22 protein-coding genes and 1 other RNA gene are annotated in these 25,401 nt (G+C 45.9%); 10 read left to right on the top strand and 13 right to left on the bottom strand.

All coding sequences use genetic code 11. From position 1 onward, the window contains the following. Nucleotides 1-191: 191 nt before the first annotated feature. Nucleotides 192-1,427, bottom strand: coding sequence for a DNA-methyltransferase (locus tag L976_RS09275; RefSeq protein WP_037422497.1), 1,236 nt, complete (start codon nucleotides 1,425-1,427; stop codon nucleotides 192-194). 439 nt (nucleotides 1,428-1,866) lie between these two features. Here L976_RS09275 and L976_RS09270 point away from each other — a divergent pair, with 439 nt between their 5' ends. Then, nucleotides 1,867-2,763 carry a hypothetical protein gene (locus L976_RS09270; protein ID WP_051714221.1) on the top strand — a complete coding sequence of 299 codons (897 nt, stop codon included), beginning with the start codon at nucleotides 1,867-1,869 and terminating at the stop codon, nucleotides 2,761-2,763. A 415-nt stretch (nucleotides 2,764-3,178) separates the two neighbouring features. On the opposite strand, the gene L976_RS09265 is transcribed toward L976_RS09270, so the two are convergent. The 3 genes from L976_RS09265 to L976_RS09255 form a co-directional block, all read right to left on the bottom strand. Next, a complete protein-coding gene (locus tag L976_RS09265; protein WP_047540328.1) occupies nucleotides 3,179-3,970 on the bottom strand; it encodes a class I SAM-dependent DNA methyltransferase in 792 nt (263 codons plus the stop codon). A 131-nt stretch (nucleotides 3,971-4,101) separates the two neighbouring features. Next, nucleotides 4,102-4,878: an EAL domain-containing protein gene (locus L976_RS09260; protein WP_047536243.1), complete on the bottom strand. Its 777-nt coding sequence runs from the start codon at nucleotides 4,876-4,878 to the stop codon at nucleotides 4,102-4,104. A gap of 186 nt (nucleotides 4,879-5,064) precedes the next feature. Then, a complete protein-coding gene (locus L976_RS09255; RefSeq protein ID WP_037422489.1) occupies nucleotides 5,065-5,775 on the bottom strand; it encodes an oxidative stress defense protein in 711 nt (236 codons plus the stop codon). A gap of 393 nt (nucleotides 5,776-6,168) precedes the next feature. Between L976_RS09255 and rimO the strand changes: the two genes are divergently transcribed. Continuing rightward, nucleotides 6,169-7,614, top strand: a complete 1,446-nt coding sequence (gene rimO, locus L976_RS09250; protein ID WP_037422487.1) for a 30S ribosomal protein S12 methylthiotransferase RimO — start codon at nucleotides 6,169-6,171, stop codon at nucleotides 7,612-7,614. Nucleotides 7,615-7,814: 200 nt separating this feature from the next. Here rimO and L976_RS09245 read toward each other — a convergent pair whose 3' ends face one another. Continuing rightward, on the bottom strand, nucleotides 7,815-8,048 hold the full coding sequence (locus L976_RS09245; RefSeq protein WP_037422485.1) for a ribosome alternative rescue factor ArfA: 234 nt from the start codon (nucleotides 8,046-8,048) through the stop codon (nucleotides 7,815-7,817). Nucleotides 8,049-8,301: 253 nt separating this feature from the next. On the opposite strand from L976_RS09245, the gene L976_RS09240 reads away from it, so the two are divergent. Both L976_RS09240 and L976_RS09235 read left to right on the top strand, forming a co-directional pair. Beyond that, nucleotides 8,302-9,147: a substrate-binding periplasmic protein gene (locus tag L976_RS09240; protein ID WP_037422483.1), complete on the top strand. Its 846-nt coding sequence runs from the start codon at nucleotides 8,302-8,304 to the stop codon at nucleotides 9,145-9,147. A 182-nt stretch (nucleotides 9,148-9,329) separates the two neighbouring features. Beyond that, complete coding sequence (locus L976_RS09235) at nucleotides 9,330-11,471, top strand: TonB-dependent receptor (RefSeq protein ID WP_047536241.1); 2,142 nt, start codon at nucleotides 9,330-9,332, stop codon at nucleotides 11,469-11,471. A 121-nt stretch (nucleotides 11,472-11,592) separates the two neighbouring features. Here the strand turns inward: L976_RS09235 and pmbA are convergent, their stop codons facing one another. Further along, on the bottom strand, nucleotides 11,593-12,936 hold the full coding sequence (gene pmbA, locus L976_RS09230; RefSeq protein WP_037430621.1) for a metalloprotease PmbA: 1,344 nt from the start codon (nucleotides 12,934-12,936) through the stop codon (nucleotides 11,593-11,595). Nucleotides 12,937-13,097: 161 nt separating this feature from the next. Here pmbA and yjgA point away from each other — a divergent pair, with 161 nt between their 5' ends. Next, entirely contained in the window at nucleotides 13,098-13,631 is a 534-nt protein-coding gene (yjgA, locus tag L976_RS09225; RefSeq protein ID WP_037422477.1) for a ribosome biogenesis factor YjgA, read from the top strand. A gap of 415 nt (nucleotides 13,632-14,046) precedes the next feature. Here the strand turns inward: yjgA and L976_RS09220 are convergent, their stop codons facing one another. The 3 genes from L976_RS09220 to rsmI form a co-directional block, all read right to left on the bottom strand. Continuing rightward, complete coding sequence (locus L976_RS09220; protein WP_047536238.1) at nucleotides 14,047-15,378, bottom strand: APC family permease; 1,332 nt, start codon at nucleotides 15,376-15,378, stop codon at nucleotides 14,047-14,049. 542 nt (nucleotides 15,379-15,920) lie between these two features. Continuing rightward, nucleotides 15,921-16,274, bottom strand: an RNA gene (rnpB, locus tag L976_RS22555) — RNase P RNA component class A. 75 nt (nucleotides 16,275-16,349) lie between these two features. Continuing rightward, a complete protein-coding gene (rsmI, locus tag L976_RS09215; protein WP_037425136.1) occupies nucleotides 16,350-17,195 on the bottom strand; it encodes a 16S rRNA (cytidine(1402)-2'-O)-methyltransferase in 846 nt (281 codons plus the stop codon). A gap of 88 nt (nucleotides 17,196-17,283) precedes the next feature. Here rsmI and L976_RS09210 point away from each other — a divergent pair, with 88 nt between their 5' ends. The 4 genes from L976_RS09210 (at nucleotide 17,284) to dolP (ending at nucleotide 20,747) form a co-directional block, all read left to right on the top strand. Beyond that, entirely contained in the window at nucleotides 17,284-19,161 is a 1,878-nt protein-coding gene (locus L976_RS09210) for a penicillin-binding protein activator (RefSeq protein WP_047536236.1), read from the top strand. Next, a complete protein-coding gene (locus L976_RS09205) occupies nucleotides 19,158-19,484 on the top strand; it encodes a YraN family protein (protein WP_047536234.1) in 327 nt (108 codons plus the stop codon). Before L976_RS09210 ends, L976_RS09205 begins: the two co-directional genes overlap by 4 nt. Before the next feature lie 106 nt (nucleotides 19,485-19,590). Beyond that, nucleotides 19,591-20,184, top strand: a complete 594-nt coding sequence (locus tag L976_RS09200) for a phosphoheptose isomerase (RefSeq protein ID WP_011070670.1) — start codon at nucleotides 19,591-19,593, stop codon at nucleotides 20,182-20,184. Further along, a complete protein-coding gene (gene dolP / locus L976_RS09195) occupies nucleotides 20,181-20,747 on the top strand; it encodes a division/outer membrane stress-associated lipid-binding lipoprotein (RefSeq protein WP_037424203.1) in 567 nt (188 codons plus the stop codon). The genes L976_RS09200 and dolP overlap by 4 nt, the downstream gene beginning before the upstream one ends. A gap of 18 nt (nucleotides 20,748-20,765) precedes the next feature. On the opposite strand, the gene L976_RS09190 is transcribed toward dolP, so the two are convergent. Next, nucleotides 20,766-21,689, bottom strand: coding sequence for a DMT family transporter (locus L976_RS09190; RefSeq protein ID WP_037424200.1), 924 nt, complete (start codon nucleotides 21,687-21,689; stop codon nucleotides 20,766-20,768). 119 nt (nucleotides 21,690-21,808) lie between these two features. On the opposite strand from L976_RS09190, the gene L976_RS09185 reads away from it, so the two are divergent. Further along, on the top strand, nucleotides 21,809-22,681 hold the full coding sequence (locus L976_RS09185) for a LysR substrate-binding domain-containing protein (protein WP_037424198.1): 873 nt from the start codon (nucleotides 21,809-21,811) through the stop codon (nucleotides 22,679-22,681). Between the two features lie 98 nt (nucleotides 22,682-22,779). Here the strand turns inward: L976_RS09185 and trpS are convergent, their stop codons facing one another. From trpS to rpe, 3 genes are read right to left on the bottom strand one after another with little or no spacing between them, the layout of a single operon-like run. Beyond that, nucleotides 22,780-23,778 carry a tryptophan--tRNA ligase gene (gene trpS, locus L976_RS09180; RefSeq protein WP_047536232.1) on the bottom strand — a complete coding sequence of 333 codons (999 nt, stop codon included), beginning with the start codon at nucleotides 23,776-23,778 and terminating at the stop codon, nucleotides 22,780-22,782. 36 nt (nucleotides 23,779-23,814) lie between these two features. Then, nucleotides 23,815-24,498, bottom strand: a complete 684-nt coding sequence (locus L976_RS09175) for a phosphoglycolate phosphatase (RefSeq protein ID WP_037425184.1) — start codon at nucleotides 24,496-24,498, stop codon at nucleotides 23,815-23,817. After that, nucleotides 24,498-25,175: a ribulose-phosphate 3-epimerase gene (gene rpe, locus L976_RS09170; protein ID WP_037424193.1), complete on the bottom strand. Its 678-nt coding sequence runs from the start codon at nucleotides 25,173-25,175 to the stop codon at nucleotides 24,498-24,500. Before rpe ends, L976_RS09175 begins: the two co-directional genes overlap by 1 nt. Nucleotides 25,176-25,401 lie beyond the last annotated feature (226 nt).

The following is a 25,401-nucleotide window of genomic DNA, read 5'->3' as shown; positions in this document are numbered from 1 at the left end:
TGATGAGTTTTAGCGACTACATCGTGGCCCATTGCGAGGCCGATTTAAAGTGGATGGGTCCATTCCATTATCCATGCCTCGCTCACGCAAAGACCGCAAATGCCCTGCGGCAACTCCGAGGGGAGGTGAACTCCTGTCGCATTGATATTGTCTGCTATTTACTAAAAATATGCATACCCTAGCTTTCGATATCAATCAAAAAGATTTTTATTAATATTTTTTAGCTTATTAGCATTCTTTTCTTGAGCACTTTCATATGTCCAAAGACCTCGTTTACTACGTTCAGTTTTAATCTTTGATGTGAACAAAGTATTATAACTTTCTCGATACTGTTCTAAGTAACTCGTTTCATCACTCAAGTTATTTAATCTATTTTCAATAGTATCAACCGGACCAAGTTCTGAACCAATCCATTTACGGCCTTTAATTTCTGACACAACATAAGTAGTGCCAGCACCACCGAAAGGATCAAAAACAATATCGCCTTCTACAGAAGCCATCTCAATAATACGATCGAGTAATTTAATAGATAACTCATTAGCACCTCTGTTTTTATATTTTGCATGTCTAACTGGTGGAATATCATACCATACATCAGTTAAATTAATTCCCAAAGGGTTCATTTTATGCTTATATCCACCATAATCTTTCAAATCTCCAAAACACTTTGGACAAGTCTGCATTGGTAACCTATCAGCACTAAAGTAATTAGGTTTAACACCTTTATTAAAATATAACAATGAATAATGAGATGGGTACAGTCTTCCTTGAATTGGTAGACTATACTTGATATCTGTAGCAATCCAATGCCTAAAATTCATTCTCCCATGAATAAAACTTGCAAATTTACTATTCCATAATGGTAAATTCCAGGTAAAAAATGAACCTCCAGGCTTTAATATCCTAATACATTCACCAATCCAAGCCTCACTCCACTTTATATAACTTTCAGTTTTTAAATTATCATCCATATTAGATGGGTATAATTTATCTAAATTAAAAGGTGGATCTGCGAATACAAGATCTACTGAATCACTATCTATCATATTCATGACTGCTAAGCAGTCACCCTGATACATCCGCCCTAAATTTGTTTCAAATTTTAATTCTACACTACCAGCATTAACTTTTATTTTAGAGTCTTCATAATCATTGGCGATTATTTTAATTAGTTCATCAGAATTTTTTTGTATTGCTTCTAAAGTCGCTTGATCTAAACGTCCCATTTTTAACATTAGATTTAGTTCAGACACACCTAAATAGCTATTAATAGCCTCTAAATCATGTCCTGAGGGTAATGTATTTGTTTCATTGTAAAACTTGAGTCTTTCTACTGGCACACCAATTTTTTTCGAAATATTTTTAAGACTTGATTTGATCTCAATATTAACACCAATCGCCTTAAAAAACTGATTTGAATAGCTCATTTTTCATACTCTCAGTAACATATAACCCTCTTGTATTATCCATCAGACCTCATACATCGGGTTTTTATAGAGCTAATTATGCCTGACTCTAGCTCCAAAGCAAACAGTAACTAGATCTATAGATCCTTCCACATATAACCATTTAATGAAAATATTGATTAAATTGATTTTTTGAGATAAGTCGAGGACAAAATGGCAAGAGTAAGAAGTCATGAACTGAAAAGTCTCTTCAGTAGCAGACTCCAAAAAATCAGATCAGAGTTAGGAATGACACAATTAGAGTTATCTGAAATTCTAGAGGTCGACTCTTCCTATCTATCACTGATGGAACGCTCTAAAAAACCAATTCCAATCAGTGATTTCTTTATAGTGTGTTCACTTCTTCCTAGAGAAAGAGCCATAAAATTAATCATTGAAGTTATGGATGAGGTCAATAAAAATGAAAATACAAATTGCAAGGAATGATCTCTTTATTCCAGAGACCATAAAATCTAAAATATTTAATTATGTATCAGAAGCCCTCAACAGCATCACTACACAAAATAATCAATTCATTGTTAACGATACACTATGCTTCAGAAAACAGGGGAGAGGCAACAAAGTTACACCATGTGTTATGAACTCAGCATCATACATGTCCAGTATTTTTCAAGAATCCCTAGCATCGCTACCAAATTGTTACGGCGAAACTACAATAAACAATCAATCTTTTGATGGCATGATTCATATTGATTATGACGGTTTTGGGTTTGAAATAACAGAAAAAGACAATATATTAAAAGTTACACACCAATATATTTACATTAATAAACTCCCAAGCAATCGAGTTTATACATTATTCCCAATGTTTTATGGAATGTTTGTCGATCGCTCTTTCTTTGATATTAACTTTCTACCTGAATACCTTCATCATTTCTTCACTAAAAAGTCATTAAGAACCACTATTAAAGTAGGAGTTGAATTCGAGACTGGAAATATCGCTAGCTCATTCAGAGCCATTAATAAATTATATGGCCTTTACCAGTCAGGCTTTATTGATATTGGCGTACTAGTAACCAGTATAGATAAGCCAAATTGTGCTACCAGAATCTGGCCAGTATCCAATAGGAATGGTTCTTTCCAAGAACTAAATCAACGTAATTATGAGGAACAAGTTTCATTACCATTGATAGGAGTAGGCTTTTCTCCAGATAGTTTTAGTAATAAAGCACCATTTTTTGATGCAACAGGTTCTCTGTATTACCTTACATATACAGGTTCAATCTCTGATTGTGGGATATTTAAAAAGTATATTGGTAATAACTCAGAAGAAATTTTAATTCCAATTCATTCTTAAAGTTTAATGTAACCAAAAAAGATGGGACATTCATTTCTTTTTCAGTAAATCGCAGACAACACCAAAGCGACAGGAGTTCACCTCCCCTCGGAGTTGCCGCAGGGCATTTGCGTTCGTTGCGTGAGCGAGGCATGGATGCCGAGATAGCGTCAGTCGAATCAGGGACGAGCGTCTGACGCGATAGCATAAGAATGCTTAATGCCCAAGGAGTTTTCAACTCCGTTAGGGGCGTCTTGGAGCATCCAAGGAGGATAGGACGAGCAGTCCTCCTTGGTCGGGTGTGGGGTGAAGCCCCACGACGTTGATTTTGACTTTGATTTAGTCTTCTAACACGACCAATGAAACTTAAGCAATTTGATATGCTAGCAAGAATGTAAGGGCTAACACCCCAAGTTGTCACACCTTCAACCCAAGGTTAAATCTTCACACAGACAAACAGCGCATTACCTGAACTTAAATCCCATGGGACGATTTTTTCATAATCGTGTTCAAAGATATGCACTTCAAAATATGGCGCGAGTAACGCTTGCAGCTCCGCAAAACTGGTGGCGACCATAGTGTGTTGGTCTTGCCATAACACAGTTTGATGCGCAGATGTATCGGCATCAGCTTCTAAATCAGTGAGTTGAGTAAAAGGCTGCTGACGCTTTGCAATGCTTAGATTTAACGACTGGTTTTCGCCTTGACCACTGTAATGCCAGCCAGATTCAAAGGCAAAATGGTGCCCCTCAAACTCGGCAAAATGCTTAATCGATAAGCGGTTATCGATGCGGTGCTTATCAACCGAGTTAAAACAAAATATCCCGCCGTCATTCAGGGCACTGTGCACACTGGCGATACAACTTTTAAGGCGCTCTATGTCCGCACTGTAATGGATGGAATATAAAAAACAGGTAATTAAATCCACTGGCTGCTCAAGATAAAAGGCAGTCATATCTTGCAGATTAAACTGAGCCTCAGGGCAACGACGCATGGCCATATCGAGCATCGGCTGATTAATATCTAGGCCACTACACTGATAACCAAGGTCGATAAAATGCCGTACATGTGGGCCAGTGCCACAGGCTAAATCAAGGTGTTGTTTACCATTATTCCCTAAGAACTGATGCAATCGATGGATGCTCGCACTCTGTTGTTGATAGTTAATATCGGAGCACATTAAATCGTAATAACCGGATAGATCGGTATAAAGCGCGTTAGAAGACATAGCAGCGAAGAGAAGGTATGGGCAATTAAGGGTGGCGCATGATATATCAGTTAGCCCAGAACCGATACACACAATTCCACAACCAATCTGAGTGCAAGGCACTTGGAGCACATTAATTCAATAAAACAATGCTATAGCGCAGCATAACAATCTAAGGCGTCAAAGGTAGTTAAATACTCGAGTTGGGGTTTGGCGAAGTAGTAACCTTGAAAATAATTAATACCACGACCAACAAGATAGTCTAACTCCGCTTTACTCTCGACCCCTTCGGCCAACACCTGAGTATTAAGCGTGCTACAAATCCCGAGCACTTCATCGATAACAAACTGTTTTTGTTTGTCTAAATGGATATCTCTGATCAACTCCATATCGAGTTTTAATACCTGAGGACGCAAAAACTCCAACCAACTCAAATCAGCGAAACCACTGCCAAAGTCGTCGATGGCGGTGATAAATCCCCGTTTAGCGTAACTGTCAAAGATACGGCTCAATTTGGCTCTATCGACAATTTGCTCACCCTCAGTGACTTCAAACATGATGTTATGAATATTAAAACCAAAGAGGTCGGCCGCTTCAATCGAGGCGCGGATACAGGTTTCAGGGTTATAAACTGCATTAGGTAAAAAGTTGATACTTAATATTTTATTAAGGCCAAGCTTAGCGGCGGTTTCAATGGCTTTGACCCGACAAGCCTGATCAAAGTAGTACTTATTGTTTTCGTTTATACGCTCAAACACCCAAGCAGCACCTTCGCCATTTGGGCCGCGCACTAGGGCTTCATAACCATAAATCTGCTGATTTGGCCAATCGATAATGGGCTGAAATGCCATACGAATTTCAAATCCGAGTGACTTACCACTTAAACAGTCCATACAGGTTTGTTGCTTGATTCGAGAGGGAAAATCCATCATAGGTCTCCATAACCTTATCCTCTCTCAGTGTGGGGATAAATCGCTAATTTTGCCAGCGTTTAGTGCCTTTGCTCTGTTAAAACATGCAATATTGTAAATATGTTGACTCAGAATTAACCGATTGCGCCCCATAACAGCAATGGATGAGCCAAAGAATCCTCATCCATTGCATCTCGTTATGACTTATTTGAGTTTATAAACCACTTCGACTCTGTCTTCGATAGTCACTTGGCCATATTGATAGCTTTCGGCGGCGCCCATGGCATCGGCCTTAGCATTCATACGTAACATCACCGGTTGCACAGGGCGTTGATCATAATAACGAATTTGCCAAATCTTACCTAGGTTTTCCCCAAATCCCTTAGCTAAGGATTCTGCTTTTTGTTTGGCATCGACAATCGCCGCTTGGCGCGCCTTGGCCACATACTCGGCCTCTTTACTCGACTTAAGGGCGATATTATTAACCCTGTTGATCCCCTCCTCTAAGGCGGAGTCTAAAATCGTATTTAAACGTGCCAAATCGTTAATAGTCACAGTGACTTGGCGACTCGCGGTGTAACCAGTTAGCTCAGGTGCTTTATCCTGCGCATACACATATTGGGGTTGCAGATTTAAGTTGGCGCTTTGGATCTGCTCCTTGGTAATCCCCGCTGCCGTCAAACGGGCGATAAATTTCGCCACCGCCGCATCCGAGTTATCTTTAGCCGCCTTAGCGTCTTTCTCGGTGACAGCAACTTCGACATTAAGCTCAGCCATATCCGGCTCGACTTGAATTTGGCTTACGCCCATGGTTTCGATATGGGGAAAGTCCACATCGGCAGCCACTGCGGTGGCAGTAAATACACCAGAGAAAAGACCACCAGCCACTAATACAGCTAAAAGAGAATGCTTCATTATTAACTCCAACTAAATCATTTAAGGCGAGACTGCCTTGATTCTAATGCGATGGCTATCAGCTAAAAGTGTGACTCGCCATCTGCTAGCCATACAAACGAATCATACAAACTATCCCTATAAACGCGGGTAAACATAAAAAGGGTTAATTTTTTTAAAACGTTTTAAATTGGCAAAACTTATCAGCCTATCGCTAAAATCCTCTTCCACAAGCACTCAAGCTACAGTTGTGACTTTCCATACGAGCACGCATACGAGCCAGTCAGTCTCTAACTGGTAGAAACGCGCTCTTAGCTGTACACTTTTCACCCAAAGACACTGTACCTTTTAATCACTTCAGGTATAATCCGCGCTCTTTTTACGGCGCTCTTTTATCAGCATCAGCGAGACACCATGACAGTTGAAACTTTTCATCCTAAGCAAACTACCACGCTTGAGACCCCTGCCAAAACATTGGAAGCCGCCAGTGCTGACTCTGTTAATACGGGCAATGCTGCCACAGGCAATCGCATCGGTTTTGTGTCTTTAGGTTGTCCAAAAAACCTCGTGGACTCAGAGCGCATTCTGACCCAGTTACGCATCGACGGCTATGAAGTCACCAACAGCTACGACAATGCCGATCTGGTAATCGTTAACACCTGTGGTTTTATCGACGCTGCGGTTGAAGAATCCTTAGATGCGGTGCGCGAAGCCCTAGAAGAAAACGGCAAAGTAATCGTAACGGGCTGTTTAGGCGCTAAAGAAAACCAAATCCGTGAAGTGCACCCAGACGTGCTCGAAATTACTGGCCCACACAGCTACGAAGCCGTGTTAAAGCATGTACACAAGTACGTGCCAAAACCTGAGCACAACCCATTTACCTCGTTAATCCCACAAACTGGGGTTAAGTTAACGCCTAAACATTACGCTTACTTAAAAATTTCAGAAGGTTGCGACAACCGTTGTACCTTCTGCATCATCCCAGCACTGCGTGGCGATTTAGATAGCCGCGGCGCAGGTAGCGTATTAGATGAAGCCAAACGTTTAGTTGAAGCTGGCGTACAAGAAATCCTTGTGGTGAGTCAAGACACCTCTGCCTATGGTAAAGACAAGGGCGGCCGCACCGATTTTTGGAACGGTATGCCAGTTAAGCAAGACATCACCAGCCTTGCTCGCCAACTGGGCAAGATGGGCGCATGGGTACGCTTACACTACATCTACCCATACCCATGGGTTGACGATCTGATCCCATTAATGGCCGAAGGTTTAATTCTGCCTTACTTAGACATTCCAATGCAGCACGCCAGCCCACGCATTCTGAAGATGATGAAGCGCCCAGGCCGTGTTGACCGTCAGTTAGAAGCCATCCAACGTTGGCGCGAAATCTGCCCAGATTTGGTGATCCGCTCAACCTTTATCGTGGGCTTCCCTGGCGAAACCGAAGAAGACTTCGAAATGCTGCTCGACTTCCTGCGTGAAGCGCGCCTCGACCGCGTTGGCTGCTTCAAGTACTCAGAAGTGGAAGGCGCTGTCGCCAACACCATCGCTGAACTTATCAGTGAAGACGTCAAAGAAGACAGATACCACAGATTTATGGAAGTCCAAGCCGAGATCAGCGCTGAGCGTTTAGCCCGTTTCGTTGGCCGTACTATGGATATTCTGATCGATGATGTTGACGAAGAAGGCGCGATTGGCCGCAGCTTCGCCGATGCCCCAGAAATCGACGGCATGGTATTTATCAACGGTGAAACTGAACTCGAACCCGGCATGTTAGTTCGCGCGGTGATCACTCACTCGGACGAGCACGATCTGTGGGCCGAGTTAGTGGATGCCGATGCAGAGGATGAAGTCGAGGCTTAAGCCTTCAAATCATTCAAGTTTTAATAAGACGAGTCACAGTCTCAATTGTGGCTCGTTTTTTTATGGCCAAAATCTGGCTAATTCTCTCAATAGTTGAAGGCTAGATAGTGCGACAAAAGGGATTGAAAAGGAAATCGCAAGGCAATGTGAGGGAGGAGTCTAGCAGGGATTAAATGAGCAGGATTAACGCGGCAAAAACGTTAAAACATCATCCCCATAAAGTCGAAAGGGGTATCGCCCCTGTGCTGATACCCCTTTCGGTTTGCTGCTTTACGGTTATAAGACCCTTTGCCCTTTTTCGGCTTTTCGGTACGCATCCGAAATAACGGACTGGTCACCAGCGCCTTAAGTGCATTGTCTGTAATGGTGCCGCGACCATTTTCATGCTCTTGCACACTCTGGGCTGTTACTTTTGCCACATTTACCTTAGTCATAATGACTCCTCAATTCATCCTATATTGGTCAAGGGCCAAGTTAATCATTCTCAGCCAGCGGCGACACTATAAACCAATCTAAAAAGATGTACAGAGTTTGTGCAAAACCGCAAAGAATCGCTCTTTTTATTATCAAAAAGTATGATAGATTAATCCAACAAAAATAATACATTAGGCTAACAAGCCTTCATTTTAAGTCGCTATTTAGCGATACGATTACTCTTTGTAATCACAGGATAGGGAGTGATTAATTTTGCCGTTTGCAGTGATTTATCGGCCATTACTGAGCCTACTTTGCCTATTACTCATCCTATCCCCCAGCCTAGCGCAGGCTTTTTCAAGCTCTGAGTGTGTTATTAGCATGGGCTATCGCACCAGTGAACGCCGCCCCTTTATCGAACAGGAACCTAATAACCAAGGGTTTTACTACGATATTTACCAAGTCGCGGCCGAAAGAGTGGGATGTAAATTGCGGGTAATTCGAGCACCTAAACTGCGTATTTTGCGGGATCTCAAACTCGGAAATATCGATTTTTATCCTGGGCTGCATTTTAGTGAAGAACGTGCCCAATTTACCTATTTTATTCCTAACGGTCTGTCGGAGCGCATTATTGGAATTAGCCGAGCGGGTGCGGCAAATGTTGGTTCATTAGAGCAGTTATCACAGAGCGGTATGACGCTATTAATTGCCCCGGGCAGCTACGACTTTAATGGTATATCCGAAACCATGTCGGTCCGTAAACCACCTGAACTCAATGTGCCTAAGGCCTTAGATTACCTTATTAGTGGCCAAGGGGACTTTTTTATCTACGATCAAGCAACCATCAGTTATTACCTTAAAAATCGAGATACAAGCCAATTTAAGCTACACCCTAATTGCTGCCAGCAACCTCAAGCTATGTATCTGGGATTTTCGAAAAAAAGCCGCCATTTTCGTGGGCAACATAACCCTAACTATCGCGCCGATCTTCCCTTAAGTCCGAATAACAGCCCAAGCGTACTCGCTGAAGATTCAAAGGCCTATGAATTTGCCAAAGCACTCGCCGCCATGGATGCAGAGGGGGAAACCCAGCGGATCTACTTTAATCACTTCGGTTAATCCAAGGGCGTGTTAAACCGCGCCGCTTGATATCCTCACCTTGGCGCTAGCTTATCCTCATCTTAGTGCTAGCGAGAACTTCAGGCCGCTATTTCAGCTTTATCTTTATAAGCTCTGCGACAATATGCCGCACTTGTCACACTTAGATGATCTTTATAATGCAGCGCAATTTATCTAAGTGAATGGAAGACAATAAGATGGCTGCAAACGCTTCAACTATTCCCCACAGCTTTAAATGCTCCGCAATCGCCAGCGCGCTGACCTTAGCATTAGGCGCTTCAGTTGCCTCACAGGCCATAGCCGACGAGACAAATCAGACTCAAATTGAACGTATTCAAGTCCATGGCGAACAGAGTATTGGCCGTAATGCCTTAGGCTCGGCCGATGCTTTGCTGAAAGATCAAGGCGTCGATTTCTCCGAAGCGGGCGGCGTTTCCGCCTTGCCTGTGCTCAATGGCATGATGGGCGATCGCATTAAAGTGTTAGTCGATGGTGCGGATATCACCGCCTCCTGCGCTAACCAAATGAACCCACCACTTTCCTATGTTTCTGCTAATCAAATCAGCTCGGTAGAAGTGGTCGCGGGCGTGTCCCCTGTCAGTGCGGGCGGTGACAATATCGCCGGGGTGATTAAGGTTAATAGCCTGAATCCTAAATTTAACGACAGCGACAACCTCAGCTTCGAAAGCGGCGAGATTTCATCGGGATACCGCAGCACCAGCGATGCATTCCTACTCGGCGCGAAGGCTGGGATTGCCAGTAAGGACCTAAGTTTCAGCTATCAAGGCGCCTATGAAGACGCCAATAGCTACCACGATGGTCACGGCGATAAAGTACTCGATACCCTCTATCGCGCCCAAAACCATGCGTTAACAGCGGCATGGCGCGATGACACACAACAACTGGCGATTAAGCTAACGCACCAAGCAATTCCATTCCAAGGTTTTCCTAACCAATACATGGATATGACGGATAACAAGAGCTACGGTGCCCTAGTCCGCTATCTGCGGGATTTAGACAACGACGGCGAGTTTAGTGCCCAGTTAAACTGGCACAGTGTGAAGCATGAAATGGGCTTCTTCACCCCAGAAAAAACCGGCAAGATGCCAATGAATACAGAGGGTAGCGATTACAGCTACCAACTGCATTGGCGCCTACCCATGGGCGATAACAGCACGCTACTCATCGGCCAGGAATTTTATAACTATCAACTCGATGATACTTGGCCAGCGGTGCCAGGCACTATGATGGCACCCAATGACTATATCAATATCAATGACGGTGAACGCCGCCGCGCCGCAGTTTATGGCGAGTGGCAGCAAAACCTCACGCCACTCTGGTGGTTGTCTGCTGGGGTGCGTTATGAATATGTCACCACAGATACGGGCGAAGTGCAGGCTTACAGCAATATGCCCATGATGGGCATGCCCAATGTGGATGCCGAGGCGGCAAAAGCCTTTAATGCCATGGATAGAAGCCGTGACGATAACCTTATCGATGCTACGCTGCTGGCGCGTTATCAGCTATCGGCCAAACAACAATTGGAATTTGGCTTAGCCCGTAAAAACCGCGCACCAAACCTGTACGAGCGTTACAGCTGGGGCCGCGGCGTGATGGCAACCACTATGATTGGCTGGTATGGCGACGGTAACGGCTATGTCGGCAACCCCGATCTTAAGCCCGAAACGGCGCATACTCTGAGCGCGGCCTACAAGTTTAATGGCGATGAATGGCAATTCTCTACCACGGCTTGGTATAGCGCGGTGACAGACTATATTGATGCCGAGGTGATTGGCAGCTTTAACCGTACTGGCCTTGCCAGTGGTAAACGCAATATCCTTAAATTCACCAACGAAGATGCCAATTTATATGGCGCTAAGTCTAGTGCGGTCTACCTATTAGCCAATACCGACAGCGGTAAATGGCAGATGCAGGGTAAGCTCGATATCACCCGCGGCGAGCGTGATGAGGGTAATGAGCCACTTTATCAAATCAAACCGCTACAAACCGAGTTAGCCCTTAGCCATCAACTGGGTGATTGGGAAAACCGCCTATCATGGCAATGGGTAGCGACTAAGGATAAAGTCGATGAGCGCCGTTTAGAAAATGAGACCGACAGCTATTCGCTGTTAAATTTAAGCAGTAGTGTTAAATGGCAAGAGCTGAGTTTAACCTTTGCAATCAACAACCTGTTTGATACTTACTACGAACTACCGCTGGGTGGTGTCAACCTTGCCGAGTTTAAGGCTGATAGCACGGGTGGCTTTAGCCAAGTCGCAGGTTCGGGTCGCTCATTTGAATTAAGTGCCAGCTACAAATTCTAATGAGCACCGCCGCTAACAAGTGGTGATGCAATTTAGGGCGGATCAGTTAAATCAAAAAGGGCAAATGCAGCTGCATTTGCCCTTTTGTGTTTCAATTGACTGAACCGTTATATGCCGCTGGCTAGTTACCTGCGACCTTCATCTCGGATAATAAGATCCCGCCGGTGCGGATAGATGAACGTAAATCGAAGTCCTTACTGACCGCCTGAATCCCACGGAACATATCCTTAAGATTGCCAGCAATGGTAATTTCTTCAACGGGGAACTGGATTTCACCATTTTCGACATAAAAACCAGCGGCGCCACGGGAATAATCCCCCGTCACCATATTCACGCCTTGGCCCATCACTTCTGTGACAATCAAGCCAGTGCCCATGCCTTTGACTAACTCATCGAAACTTTGGCCAGTGTGCGCCAGCGTCCAGTTGTAAATGCCGCCCGCATGACCTGTGTTAGGTAGGCTCAATTTGCGCGCCGAATAACTGGTTAGTAAATAGGTTTCTAATATGCCACTGTCGATGATGCGTCTATCTTGGGTCGCCACACCTTCGCTATCGTAGTTGGCACTGGCTAGTGCGCCTAATAGATGCGGCTGCTCTTCAATGCTGAACCAGTCAGGGAAGATTTGGGTGTGAATGGCATCGAGTAAGAAACTTGATTTACGATACAAACTACCGCCACTGATGGCACCAATCAAATGGCCGATTAAGCCAGTCGCAATCTCTGGCGCCAGTAATATTGGCAAACGGGTGGTGGCAATCTTACGTGCCCCTAAACGGCTCACGGTTTTCTCGGCGGTTTTTAGCCCCACCAATTCAGGTGAAAGCATCTCATTGAATTTACGGGCGATAGTGTAATCGTAATCCCGCTGCATATTGCCGTCACTGTCTTCACCGATCACGCTGCAACTTAAGCTATAGCGCGAGCTGCAATAGCCATTTAAGAAGCCGTGGCTATTACCGTAAACCTTAACCGACGTATGGGCGTTTGCACTGGCGCCGTCAGAATTATTGATGCGCGGATCGGCATCGAGCGCCGCGGTTTCGGCGCGAATGGCCAATTGGGCTAATTCGTCGGGGGAAATATCTTCAGGATAATAGAGTTTAAGATCGCGGATCTCAGTCGCCATTAAGGCTTTATCGGCTAAACCGCTAAACGGGTCGGCCGAGGTGTAACGGGCGATATCATCTGCCGCTTTAACCGCAAGAGCAATGGCTTCAGGACTGAGATCTGAGGTAGATGAACTGCCCTTGCAACCATCGCGATAAACCGTAATACCGAGGGCGCCATCTTTATTAAACTCTACCGTTTCAACTTCCTTTAAACGGGTTGAAACCGATAATCCCTGTTGTTTACTGATCGCCACTTCAGCGGCATTTGTCCCTAATTTATTCGCATATTCGAGGGCCACAGCAACCGCATCTTTCAGCGCGGTCAATTCACTATCGATTCTGTTCAAAGACACAAAGCAACTCTTTCGTTATAGGCAATGCCGCTAGCATAACAAACACCTATCCCATTCTCATTATTTATTGCGCGCTTTACTGATTGAATCGCGCTTTAACTAGGCGAATTTTGGCGGGAGATGTTATTATTAGCGCGTTATTTAACTGAGGTTTTATCTATATGAAGATTGTTGGTGATTCAGAACATTTTAAACAGCCCTATGACAGTAACGACGATTATGTCAGTAAAACTGAGGATAAGCGTGACTGCGAAGCGGCTCAAAAAGTCGGTATGGAACTGGTCTCACTCAGCAAAACCCAGCTAGATAAAATCGAGCTGGACGAGCACTTGTACGACAGCATTCAGCAAGCTCATAAGATTAAACCAAAGACCGAAGCCTATCGCCGCCATATGCAGTATATCGGCAAGCTGATGCGTAACGTCGATATTGAACCTATCAAGGCGTCGCTCGCGGTCGTGCTTAACAAAAACAGCAACGAAACCGCCAAGTTGCAAATGTTCGAGAAAATGCGTGAGCGTTTACTCACCCAAGGCGACGGTGAAATCCAAACCTTAGTGGAACATTACCCACAGTTGGACAGACAAAAACTGCGTACCTTAGTGCGCCAAGCAACCAAAGAGCTGGCGAAAGGTCCTGAGTCTAAATCCTCAAAAGAGCTGTTTAAATATTTACGCAGCGAAATCCAAGACTAGCGTGTTGAGTTTTTGAGATTACATTTTACTGTTCAAGCAAGCTCTAGCTCGCGAAGCGAGGGATAACACACCGTTATTCAACTCAAATGACGGGCGGCTCTTATGATTAAAAGTAAGAGTAAGAGCTTGCCAGAACACCCTCTTGGCCAGCATATGGCTACAAAATAACCCTGAAAGTCAACACGCCCCAATCCCCGCACTTCGGAATATTGCCTTAGGCGCTAGGCGCGATTTAGCAAAAGGTAATGTCTCTAACCTTGCTTTCTATGGGTCAACAAAACTGGGAAAATTTTATCCACGAGTTTTGCAAACGAACAACATGGCGTCTCCAGTCGGCGTAAAAAAATGTCGTTCACTCTTAAGCGAACGACATTAGCATACCTCAGTGCTGTTACTTTATGAGTCAATACCTTAGTTAACTCTGCAACTCTACCGCTTTGCGCAAACGTAGGCTGCGCAGCGCCAAATACAACATCCCTACAGCTCCCCAAATTAAGCCAAGTTCTAAGGACTGAGGCTCGAGGTTTATCCACAGCACGCCAATGGTCGCCGCACCACACAGGGGCAAGATAAAATACTGCAAATGTTCCTTAAGGGATTGATTACGTTTTTCTTTAATATAAAACTGCACTATCACCGACAGGTTTACGAAGGTAAAAGCCACTAAGGCACCGAAATTTACCAAAGCCAAGGCCATTTCTAAATCAAATGACACCGCCGAAAGCGCCAGTAACCCCACCAGAATCACGTTAAATGCCGGAGTACGCCATTTAGGGTGAACATAACCAAAACCTTTATTGGGCAGCATATTGTCGCGCCCCATCACATAGAGGATGCGCGCCACCCCCGCATGAGCCGCCATGCCCGATGCTAGCACCGCAATCGTTGTCGCCACCAGCACGATAGACTGGAATAAATTACCGCCCACATACAGGGCAATCTCAGGCAGCACAGCGTCTAACTGCTGGAAGCGGGAAATATCAGGGAAATAGAGTTGTAAGAAATAGGACACGCTCACAAAAATCACCCCGCCAATCAGCGCTGTCAGTACAATGGCGCGGGGGATCACTCGCTTAGCGTCCTTGGTTTCTTCACTCAATGAACTTAAGCCATCAAAGCCTAAGAAGGAGAAACACAGAATGGTCGCGCCAGTAAAGAGCGGCGCTAAGGTTATCTCTTCGGAATAGAATGGACGCACGCTGGCAATGACCCCTTCACCTTCGCCAAGGGACAAGCTATGGGCCATTAAACCGATGAAGACTAAGATAATGGCTATCTGAGCAAATACGATAACGCCATTAAAATTCGCAACTAAATCAATGCCTCTCAGGTTGAGTACTGTCATGACGGTGACTAAACCAAAGATGAAAATCCAAGGTTCAACGTTGGGGAACATGGCAGTAAGGTAGATTTTGGCCAATAACATGTTGATCATCGGCATAAACATGTAATCGAGTAGCGATGACCAACCCACCATAAAACCGACATTTGGGCTAAAGGTTTTTTGGGCATAGGTATAAGCCGACCCCGCATAGGGATATTTACGCACTAAATGACCGTAGCTAAAAGCGGTAAACAGGATACCCGCTAATGCGAGCAAGTAAGAGGTGGCCACGTGGCCAGAGGTGATCTCAGAAACAATTCCGAAGGTGTCAAACACGGCCATAGGCGTGAGGTAAGCGAGCCCCATCACAACCACTTGCCATAGATTAAGGCTTTGCTTTAAGCCCGGTTTTTGTTGGCTCATATACCACCTCCGAGTGCCGTCGGTGGAATGACTAACGCAACATCTTGATTGACGGCAATGACCGAAAATCCGGTAAACAACAGCCCCATTGAATTGTCCTCAGTAAAGTAGGTTCAAGCGAACCTCGTATCATTTCCGGATGTTTACCGGCCTCTATTGGTTTAAAACCCATATATTCAAAAAGAAAATAACCGAGGCAATGAATACCTCGGTTATTTTTTCGGCGCGCATTTTCGCCCAAAACAGGGTAGAAGACAACCCAATAAGCACATTAAGTGCCTTTTATGTGTCCTAGATTAGGGCGTGTTGACGTTTCGAGATTAGATTTTGTTCGTTCTGGCAAGCTCGTGCTCGCGAAACGAGGAATGATGTGTAGTTATTCTACTCAAATGACGAGCGGCTCTTATGACAGAAAGTAACATAAAAACAATTTCTTAGCATTTATCCAGAAGCTTAACTATCAATCTTCTTTATGCATCAATTAATCGTATTGCCTGAAAAATAAAAGGCCTCGCATTGCTGCGAGGCCTTTTACTTTAAAGAGGTTGAGTTGGCCGATAAGCCGGGTCCTGTCGTGGACAGTCATTCATCTAGGCCTGCAATCGCTCACAGGCTCAAGCGACCTACCCGGTTCCAACGCGAGCCACGCCATACGGAACCCTATTTGGTCTTGCTTCGGGTGGAGTTTACCTTGCTACGGACTATTGCTAGCCGCACGGTGCGCTCTTACCGCACCCTTTCACCCTTACCACCTTAGCCGAGGCTATGATGGCGGTCTCCTCTCTGTTGCACTTGTCGTCGGTTCACACCGCCCAGGCGTTACCTGGCACCCCGCTCTTTGAAGCCCGGACTTTCCTCCCCGTTCTTGCGAACGCGGCGACTGTCTGGCCAACTCGGCGCGGATTATAGCCTAAGCCTTCTACCTGCACCACTGTTAATCCTGCCAGTGTGTGTCTATCTGTTAGATCTGCTTATAAATCAGACTCTAAACCGAATTTATACAGGGCATTCTTTTTAAGACCGTGAATTTGCGCGGCAATGGCGGCGGCTTTTTTAAGCGGCAATTCTTCACAGAGTAACTTGAGTGTGTTGATGGCAACGGTTGGGATAGCTTCATCATCCTCGGCCGCACGGTGACCGTGCACCATCAGCACTATCTCGCCTTTTTGCTGGTTAAGATCGCTGCTGACGGTAGCCAATACCTCAGCCACTGGGCCGCTGAGGAAGGTCTCGAAGGTTTTAGTCACTTCACGCGCCATCACCACCTGCCGCTCACCGCCTAACACTTCAACCATAGTCGTTAGGCTATGTTCGATACGGTGGGGAGATTCATAAAAAATCAGCGTGCGCGGATCTTCCTTAAGTTCAAGCAACTTATCGGCGCGAGCTTTTTCTTTCGAGGGTAAAAAACCTTCAAAAGAAAAACGATCCGACGGCAAACCCGAGGCACTTAACGCCGTAATCGCCGCACAGGGGCCTGGCAGCGGGATCACCTTAAACCCAGATTGGCGCACATGGGAGACCAAGTGATAGCCGGGGTCGGAAATCAGCGGCGTACCCGCATCGGAAATTAGCGCAATCGACTGCCCTGCGGCTAGCTGATCCACAATCCACTGGGCGCGAGCACGCTCATTATGGTCGTGCAGTGCGATGGTTTTAGTTGAAATGCCAAAATGACTCAATAACTTGCCGCTATGGCGGGTGTCTTCACAGGCAATTAATGCAACCTGGCTGAGCACGTCAATAGCACGTGGGCTCATGTCCCCCAAATTACCAATAGGAGTGGGAACGATGTAGAGTGCGACGCTTTGGTCCATATATACCTCTGTAATGACAGTGCCAAGACTTTCGTCAAGCGCAAGAGAAGGTTAAACTAGAGGCAGCATCTTACCAGAGTGAAGCCCAGTGTTAAAAAGCCTGAATACAACTAAGTTCGTTTCCGTGGCCATTTTATCCGCAGTGTTGGCGGGTTGCGGCAGTCAAGCGCCCACCTCAACGAATACTGCGCCCACCGTGGCCACCTCTTTAGCCTCTGCTCCATTGGCGCCAAATGTGTATTTAGCACAGGCTGCTAATAGCAAAGATCCCCAGCAACGTGATACTTACCTGCTGCTGGCGGCGCATGCGCATATCAATGCGAACGACTATGCGGCGGCGCAAAAGCTGCTCAAGTCGATGCTGCCAAGCCTGACTCAGGTCCCGACGCTAGTGGCTGAACATAAATACCTGACTGCGCGGGTGCTAGAGCATACATCGACGCCGCTTGATGCTCTGAAAACGCTAACTTACCCAAGCACTTGGGTATTACCCGGCTGGCAAATGGCAGCGTATCATCAATTAAGAGCGCATTTATTCCAACAGAATAAACAGCCTATCGAACAGGTGCGCGAATTAAGTTTATTGACCACCTATTTACCTCCCGCCGAGGCGAATGAAGTCAATAATCAGATCTGGCAAGTGTTGCAACCGATGCACGAGCAAACCTTGCTCGCATTCACCAAAGATGCCAAAAGCCCTGTTTTTGCAGGTTGGTTACAACTGGCGTATATCGCTAAGCATTATGCGGTCGATCCCAACCAACTGGTCCGTTATTTAGGCGACTGGCAAAAACAAAACCCTTATCATCCTGCGGCGGCGAAGTTGCCCGCGGATTTAGATCAAGCGTTAAACGCCAAACCTTATACTCCAAAAAATATCGCTGTACTCTTACCGCTCACAGGCCAGCGCGCCAGTGCCGCCAATGCGATTCGCCAAGGTATTTTGGCCAGTTATTTAGCCAAACCGAATGAGCAAGTCTCAGTGAATTTTTACGATACCGCCAATGACGCAGTAGCCGCCTATCAGCAAGCGGTAAATGCAGGCGCTGAGTTTATTATTGGCCCGCTACTGCCAAATGAAATCGATCAATTATTGGCATTAAACACTGGTACTGCGGCAACCAACACCACTGGCACGCCAGCAGCGCCTGTTGCGGCAAGCGCGCCGATCCCGCAACTGTTTTTAAATCAAACAGACAAGTTTGTCGCTGATGCTAATAAGTTTTACTTTGCATTATCGCCAGCACAAGAAGCAGCCGATGCTGCAATACGCATGTATCAAGATGGCGTAACTATGCCACTGCTACTCGCCAGCAACGACGCCATCGGCAAACGTATGGCCGAGAGCTTTATTCAAGCTTGGAAAAAGAAAAGCGATACGCCCATCGAAGTCTATTACTACGACAGTGGCGATAAGATGAAAACCACGGTGCAAGATGCGCTCGGCGTTCGCGATAGCCAAGCCCGCATTGCGCGCATCAAAGAACTACTGGGCAATTCAGTACAGGCCGATTTCCGCTCGCGCCAAGATATAGATGCGATTTATATGATCTCGACGCCGCAGGAGTTAACCCTGCTCAAGGCCTTTATCGATGTCACCTTTAGCGTCTTTACTCAGCCCGTGCCGTTGTACACCTCGAGCCGTAGCCGTATCGATAATGAATCGAGCCAAACTGCGCAGGATTTAAATAACCTCACTCTCAGTGACGCACCTTGGTTGATGCAAAATGGCGAAGAAAACCTGATGGTTAATACCTTATGGCCCGGCTGGAACAACGGCCAAAAACGCTTATTTGTGATGGGTTATGATGCGATGGATTTGATCAGCAAACTCGCACAAATGCGCTCATTTACCGGTTACCAGTTCAATGGTCGTAGCGGCGTGTTATCGGTCAATCCCGATGGCGTAATTAACCGCCAATTAAGCTGGGGACGCTATCAAAGAGGCAGTTTCCGCCAACTATGACACTCGGACAGCAAGCAGAGTCGCTCGCCCAAGGTTACCTTGAACAGCAAGGTTTAATCTTTGTTGAGCGCAATGTCCGCTATCCCTTTGGTGAAATAGACTTAATCATGCGCCACAAAAACTACTGGGTATTTGTTGAAGTAAAATACCGCTCAGCAAATCAATTTGGTGGCGCAATACAAGCACTTAGCAAAGCACAAATCGGCAGGATCCGCATGGCGGCCAGTCATTATTTACAGAGCCATAAATTGGATGTACCCTGCCGATTCGACGTTGTCGCCATCGAAGATACGCAGATCCAATGGCTGGTCGATGCCTTTTAAACGAGGCTCTCGACTCAGCTAATCGAATAATTTTTAACGCTTATGCCTCAACTCCACCGTGGAAATATGGCATCATAGCCACACTTTATCCTGAAAGGATGTATCCATGTTAGAACGCATTAAAGACAGCTTTACTGAATCTATCCAGACTAAAATCGATGCAGCCGAAGCACTGCCAGAATCCATCGCCAAAGCGGCGGAGATGATGGTGCAATGTCTTTTGGGTGGCAATAAAATTCTTGCCTGCGGTAACGGTGGTAGTGCCGGTGATGCTCAGCACTTCTCGGCCGAGCTATTAAACCGCTATGAGATTGAACGTCCACCACTGCCAGCCATTGCCCTGTCGACAGACACATCGACTATCACGGCAATTGCTAACGATTACAGCTACGATGAGATTTTCTCAAAGCAAATCTTAGCCTTAGGTCAGCCTGGCGACATCCTGTTAGCCATTTCCACCAGCGGTAACTCTGGTAACGTGATTAAAGCGATGGAAGCGGCACTGAGTCGCGATATGACTATCGTAGCCTTAACCGGTAAAGACGGCGGCGCGATGGCGGGATTACTCAGCGTGGGTGACGTCGAAATTCGCGTTCCTTCGAACGTGACGGCACGTATTCAAGAAGTGCACTTACTGGTGATCCATTGCCTGTGTGACAATATCGACCGCACACTCTTCCCACAGGACGAACAGCAATGAGATATGCTGCCCCACTGTTAATGGTTTGCATGCTACTGCAAGGTTGCGCCGGTGCCGTTATGGTGGGCGCAGTCAGCGGTGCCATGATGGCCAACGATGAGCGTTCGGTAAAAACGCAGCTCGATGATACTAATACTGATTTTAAGATCACCAGTGCGCTACTTGAGCATGAAGATCTTAAGAAACAAACCAATATCACGGGTGTATCGGTAAACGGTAATGTGCTGATGATAGGCCAAGCCCCCAACTCGATGTTGAGGGATAAAGCGGTTAAGGTCGTACAAGACCTTAAGCTGGGCGGTAAAATCCACAATCAGATCCGCATCGGTAATCCAACGTCTTTCACGACTCGCAGTAACGACACTTGGGTAACAACCAAAGTGAAGGGACGTATGCTCAACGAGAAAGAATTGGATGTGACCCGAATTAAAGTGATCACTGAAAATGGTGAAGTCTTCCTGCTAGGGCTGATCCACCGCTCACAGGCAGAGCTTGCTGTTGACATTGCCCGTCATACTGCTGGTGTACGCAAAGTCGTTAAGGTTTTCGAATATATCGAATAACCGATTGAGCCTAAACACTTAAAGTTTAGGCTCGCCTTTTACCACGGTGTCAATTCCTAAAGACTTCACCTGTATGTTATCCATCATCTTGGGTGACTTCTCCACCAACGCTCCTATCCAAGGTAAAAACAGCGAAGGCAGCACAATCAAAGCGGCACCCAGCCAACTTAAGCTATCCAGCCATTCATCAAACAACAGCCAGCCTAAGAAAACGATAAATAACAAACCAGTATATTCGGCAATCGCAATATCACTCGCCTGTGCTTTACGGTAAGCCAGTACACAAAACCAATGATAAATCAGTAAAAAGGCATTACTAAGTAGTGCAACCGCGAGCAATTCCCAGCTCAGCCCCTCCAATCCCTGAAAGGCTGCAATAACTAAAGTCGCAGGAATCCCCAGCAAGTTATAGAGCATTAAGGTTAATACCGGATGCTCAGTATTAGGCACTTTTTTAAGCATCAACTGATTGATAGCAAAAGTAAATGCTGAAAATAACACCGCTAATCCAAACCAGTTCATCTCGCTCGGCCTGAGGATAATTAAGATCCCCACAAAGCCTAACGCTGTGCATATAACCTGCCCAGTGGTAATCCGCTCCTTTAAAAACCAGTATCCCATCAAAATAATCATCAGGGGGGCAGAATAAAACAGGGAACTGACTGTAGCTAAAGGCAATGCCATCAAACCAATAATTAAAAAAAGCGCGCCAACCGAGCCTATGTTGGCACGCCAAAGGTGAACCGAAATATATTCCGTCTGCGGTCTCTGCGAGTACAACCAAATCGGGGTTAACATGAGTACTGAAGTGATTTGTCTCACGAGTAGAAAAGTGGCTGCATTAGCATCTTCTGGCAACCATTTGATCGATACATCGTAAAAAGCACTAAATAGATTACCCACTATCAATAAAATCAAACCGATAACAACAGGGCGCTGCATTTTAACTATCCGTAAATCTCAATGCTGGCATGATAATCCCCGCAAAACTTAAGCTGAAATGATGCTTTCTAATGCTAGATGAATTAAATTCATACTAAATCGTTTAGACGTTGAAAATCATGAGAAAGCTTCCTCCCTTACGTGCGCTGCAAGTATTTGAAACCGCCGCGAGGCAACAGCATTTTTCCAAGGCTGCCGCCGAGCTTTGCATTACCCAAAGCGCGGTTTCACACCAAGTGCGTGTATTGGAGGAGTACTTTGGTGAACAACTTTTTGATCGTCAGGGACGTAAACTACAGCTCACGCCCAAAGGCCAGAGCTTATTTATTGAGTTAGAAAGAATTTTTAATGAGTTAAGCGATCTTAATCTCAAAATCCGCGACACCCCAAATCAACAACTCTGTTTGGCGGTATACAGCTCATTTGCGGTGAAATGGTTGATCCCAAGGTTAGCGGATTTTCGGCGCCAATATCCCAGCGTTAAAATTCGCCTCGAGATGATCACTCAAGACCCCGATCTCAGCACCAGCACGGCCGATATCTTTATCGCAGGCAAACTCAATCAACGGGGTTATTGGCAACAATTACTGCACAAGGAACGCCTGATCCCCGTATGTAGCCCTAGCCTTTATCCTAAATGGCGCGAGATTAACTTGGGCAATTTTCAGCAACAAGCATTACTGATTGTGGATGAAGGCCCACTTGGACTCGATTGGCATAAGTGGTCATCGGCGCATAAAATCCCCCTGAATAACGAACAACAGCATATTTTTAGCCACATAGTGATGGCAATTGAGGCGGCGATTGCCGGACAAGGTATCGCCCTCGCCCCTGATTTTATGGTGGCCGGTGATATCAGTACTGGACGACTGGTAGCGGTAAATCTACCCGATGTTCATACGGGTTTTGAATTTTGTTTTTTATGCAAACAGCGACGCCTAAATGAACCCGCCATTGCAGCCTTTGCATCTTGGTTAAAATCGCAGGCCTAAACGCTTAGCTACAGCCCAATAAATAACAGACATAAAAAAGCCGACCTAGGAATAGGTCGGCTTAATAACGTGTTGTGTAATGCGCTTTTTAGGGCAAATTACACCAATAAACCAATCTTCTCGTACACCTTTTTAAGCGTCACTTCAGCACGAGCTTGGGCATTTTCAGCGCCCGCTCTCATCACTTGATCAAGGTAAGCACGGTCAGCACGCAGCGCACGATAACGCTCTTGCAGTGGCTCTAACATCCCCACTACCACTTCACCCGCGGCGCCTTTTAAATGACCATACATCTTGCCTTCAAACTCGGCTTCGAGGCTGGCAATGCTTTGACCCGTAATACCTGACATTAAGCTCAGCAGGTTAGATACGCCTGGCTTGTTTTCCATATCGAAACGCACCACTGGCGGCTCATCACTGTCGGTCATGGCTTTTTTCAGCTTTTTCATGACCGCTTTAGGATCTTCAAGCAAACCAATTACGTTGTTACGGTTGTCGTCCGACTTAGACATCTTCTTCAGCGGATCCTGAAGCGACATCACCTTAGCGCCATGCTCAGGAATAAAAGGCTCAGGAATGGTAAATGTCTCGCCGTAAGCGTTGTTAAAGCGAGTGGCGATATCACGTGTTAACTCAAGATGTTGCTTCTGATCTTGACCAACTGGAATTTCATTCGCTTGATACAGCAGAATATCCGCCGCCATCAGTACAGGATAACCAAACAGACCGACGTTAATATTGTTGGCGTGCTTTTGTGACTTATCCTTAAACTGCGTCATACGGCTCAGCTCACCCATTTGGGTATAGCAATTTAACGCCCAACCCAGCTGAGTGTGCTGCGGCACTTGAGATTGGATAAATACCGTGCTCTTTTTAGGGTCGACGCCGCAGGCTAAATACAGTGCAAGTGTATCTAAGCAGGCTTCACGCAATGCTTGAGGATCTTGGCGCACGGTAATGGCATGCAAGTCCACCACGCAATAAAGGCAGTCGTGGCTATCTTGCATGGCAACCCATTGACGCAATGCACCCATGTAGTTACCTATGGTTAATTCGCCGGACGGCTGTGCACCGCTGAGTACTATGGGTTTGGTCATTACGTCATTGCTCCAAATAAAGATAAAAAGAATCGATTAAACTGCCTGGCCGACATTTAGCCAGCTAAGGATCTCGGCAAACTGCTCGCACACCGCGTCAGGGCCAGTGAGCCCAATATCTTCACCGTAGTTGTAGCCATAGGTCAAGCCGATTGATGCAACACCTGCTGCTTTCGCCGCTAAAATGTCATTTTTAGAATCGCCCACCATCAACAACTCACTTTTATCGAGTTGCCATTGCGCTAATAAATGCTCTAGCGGTAATGGATCCGGCTTCATCTTCGCCAGCGAATCGCCGCCAAGCACTAAGCTAAAGAAGTCATTAATCTTAAAGGCCTCAAGCAGCGGCAAAGTAAAGCGGTAGGGTTTGTTTGTCACCACTGCCAGCTTAAATCCAGCGTCAAACAGAGTTTGTAGCACTTGGTGCACATCGGCATAAAGTGCGCTGTGCTTCTCAAGATTTTCTTGATAGTGATGCATAAAAATCGGCATAGCCGCATCTAATGCCGTTTGCTCGACATCCGCGCCTAAAGCGTGGCTCATGGCGCGGCGCATAAGCATTTCAGCGCCATTACCCACCCAAGTTCTCACCTGTGCCTCGGTACACGTTGCCAAACCTAATTCGGCGAGTGCCGCCTGTGTCGCGACCGCAAGATCGGGCACACTGTCAATCAGTGTGCCGTCGAGATCAAAGGCAATCGCCTTAATCTGTTTCCGCATCATTTGGCCTCAACTTTTGCTAACTCGGCACGCATTTCATCGACAACGGCTTTATAGTCTGGTTGACTAAAAATAGCCGACCCAGCGACAAACATATCGGCACCTGCGGCAGCAATTTCGGCAATGTTATCCACTTTTACGCCACCATCGACCTCTAAGCGAATATCAAAACCGCTCGCATCGATACGCTCACGCACTTGGCGTAATTTATCTAAGGTCGAAGGAATAAAGGATTGGCCACCAAAGCCTGGGTTGACCGACATCAGCAGGATCACATCTAACTTATCCATCACATGGTCAAGATAATGCAGCGGTGTTGCAGGGTTAAACACTAAACCTGCCTTACAACCGGACTCTTTAATCAGTTGCAAAGTACGGTCGATATGCTCAGAGGCTTCGGGATGGAAAGTAATAATAGAAGCGCCAGCCTTAGCAAAATCTGGCACGATGCGATCAACAGGCTTAACCATTAAATGCACGTCGATCTCGGCCGTAATGCCATAGTCGCGTAACGCTTTACACACCATAGGACCAATGGTTAAGTTCGGCACATAGTGGTTATCCATCACATCAAAATGCACTACGTCAGCCCCTGCATCTAACACGGCTTTAACGTCATCCCCTAAACGGGCGAAATCGGCGGATAAAATCGATGGAGCAATTAAAAATGGGCGCATAGGACACTCGCTGCTATTGAACAAAAAGTGCCTTATTTTACCCTTAGCTAGACCATGCCTCTATAGCAAATGCCACATTTATCGCGATTGAAACCAGATAGAAGCTCAATTCCAGTACTCACAACCTACGGTAAGTCCTAGGAGAAGCTGAAGCGTTAGAAAGATTTTAGTGAAGATTGATAAATTATTGTTCATAAACTAAGCGAGTTTGTTATACTCGGGCAGC

Origin of the sequence: Shewanella sp. ZOR0012 (genome assembly GCF_000798835.1) — a bacterium.
GTDB lineage: Bacteria > Pseudomonadota > Gammaproteobacteria > Enterobacterales > Shewanellaceae > Shewanella > Shewanella xiamenensis.
This window is presented reverse-complemented; position numbering and strand designations above follow the sequence as displayed.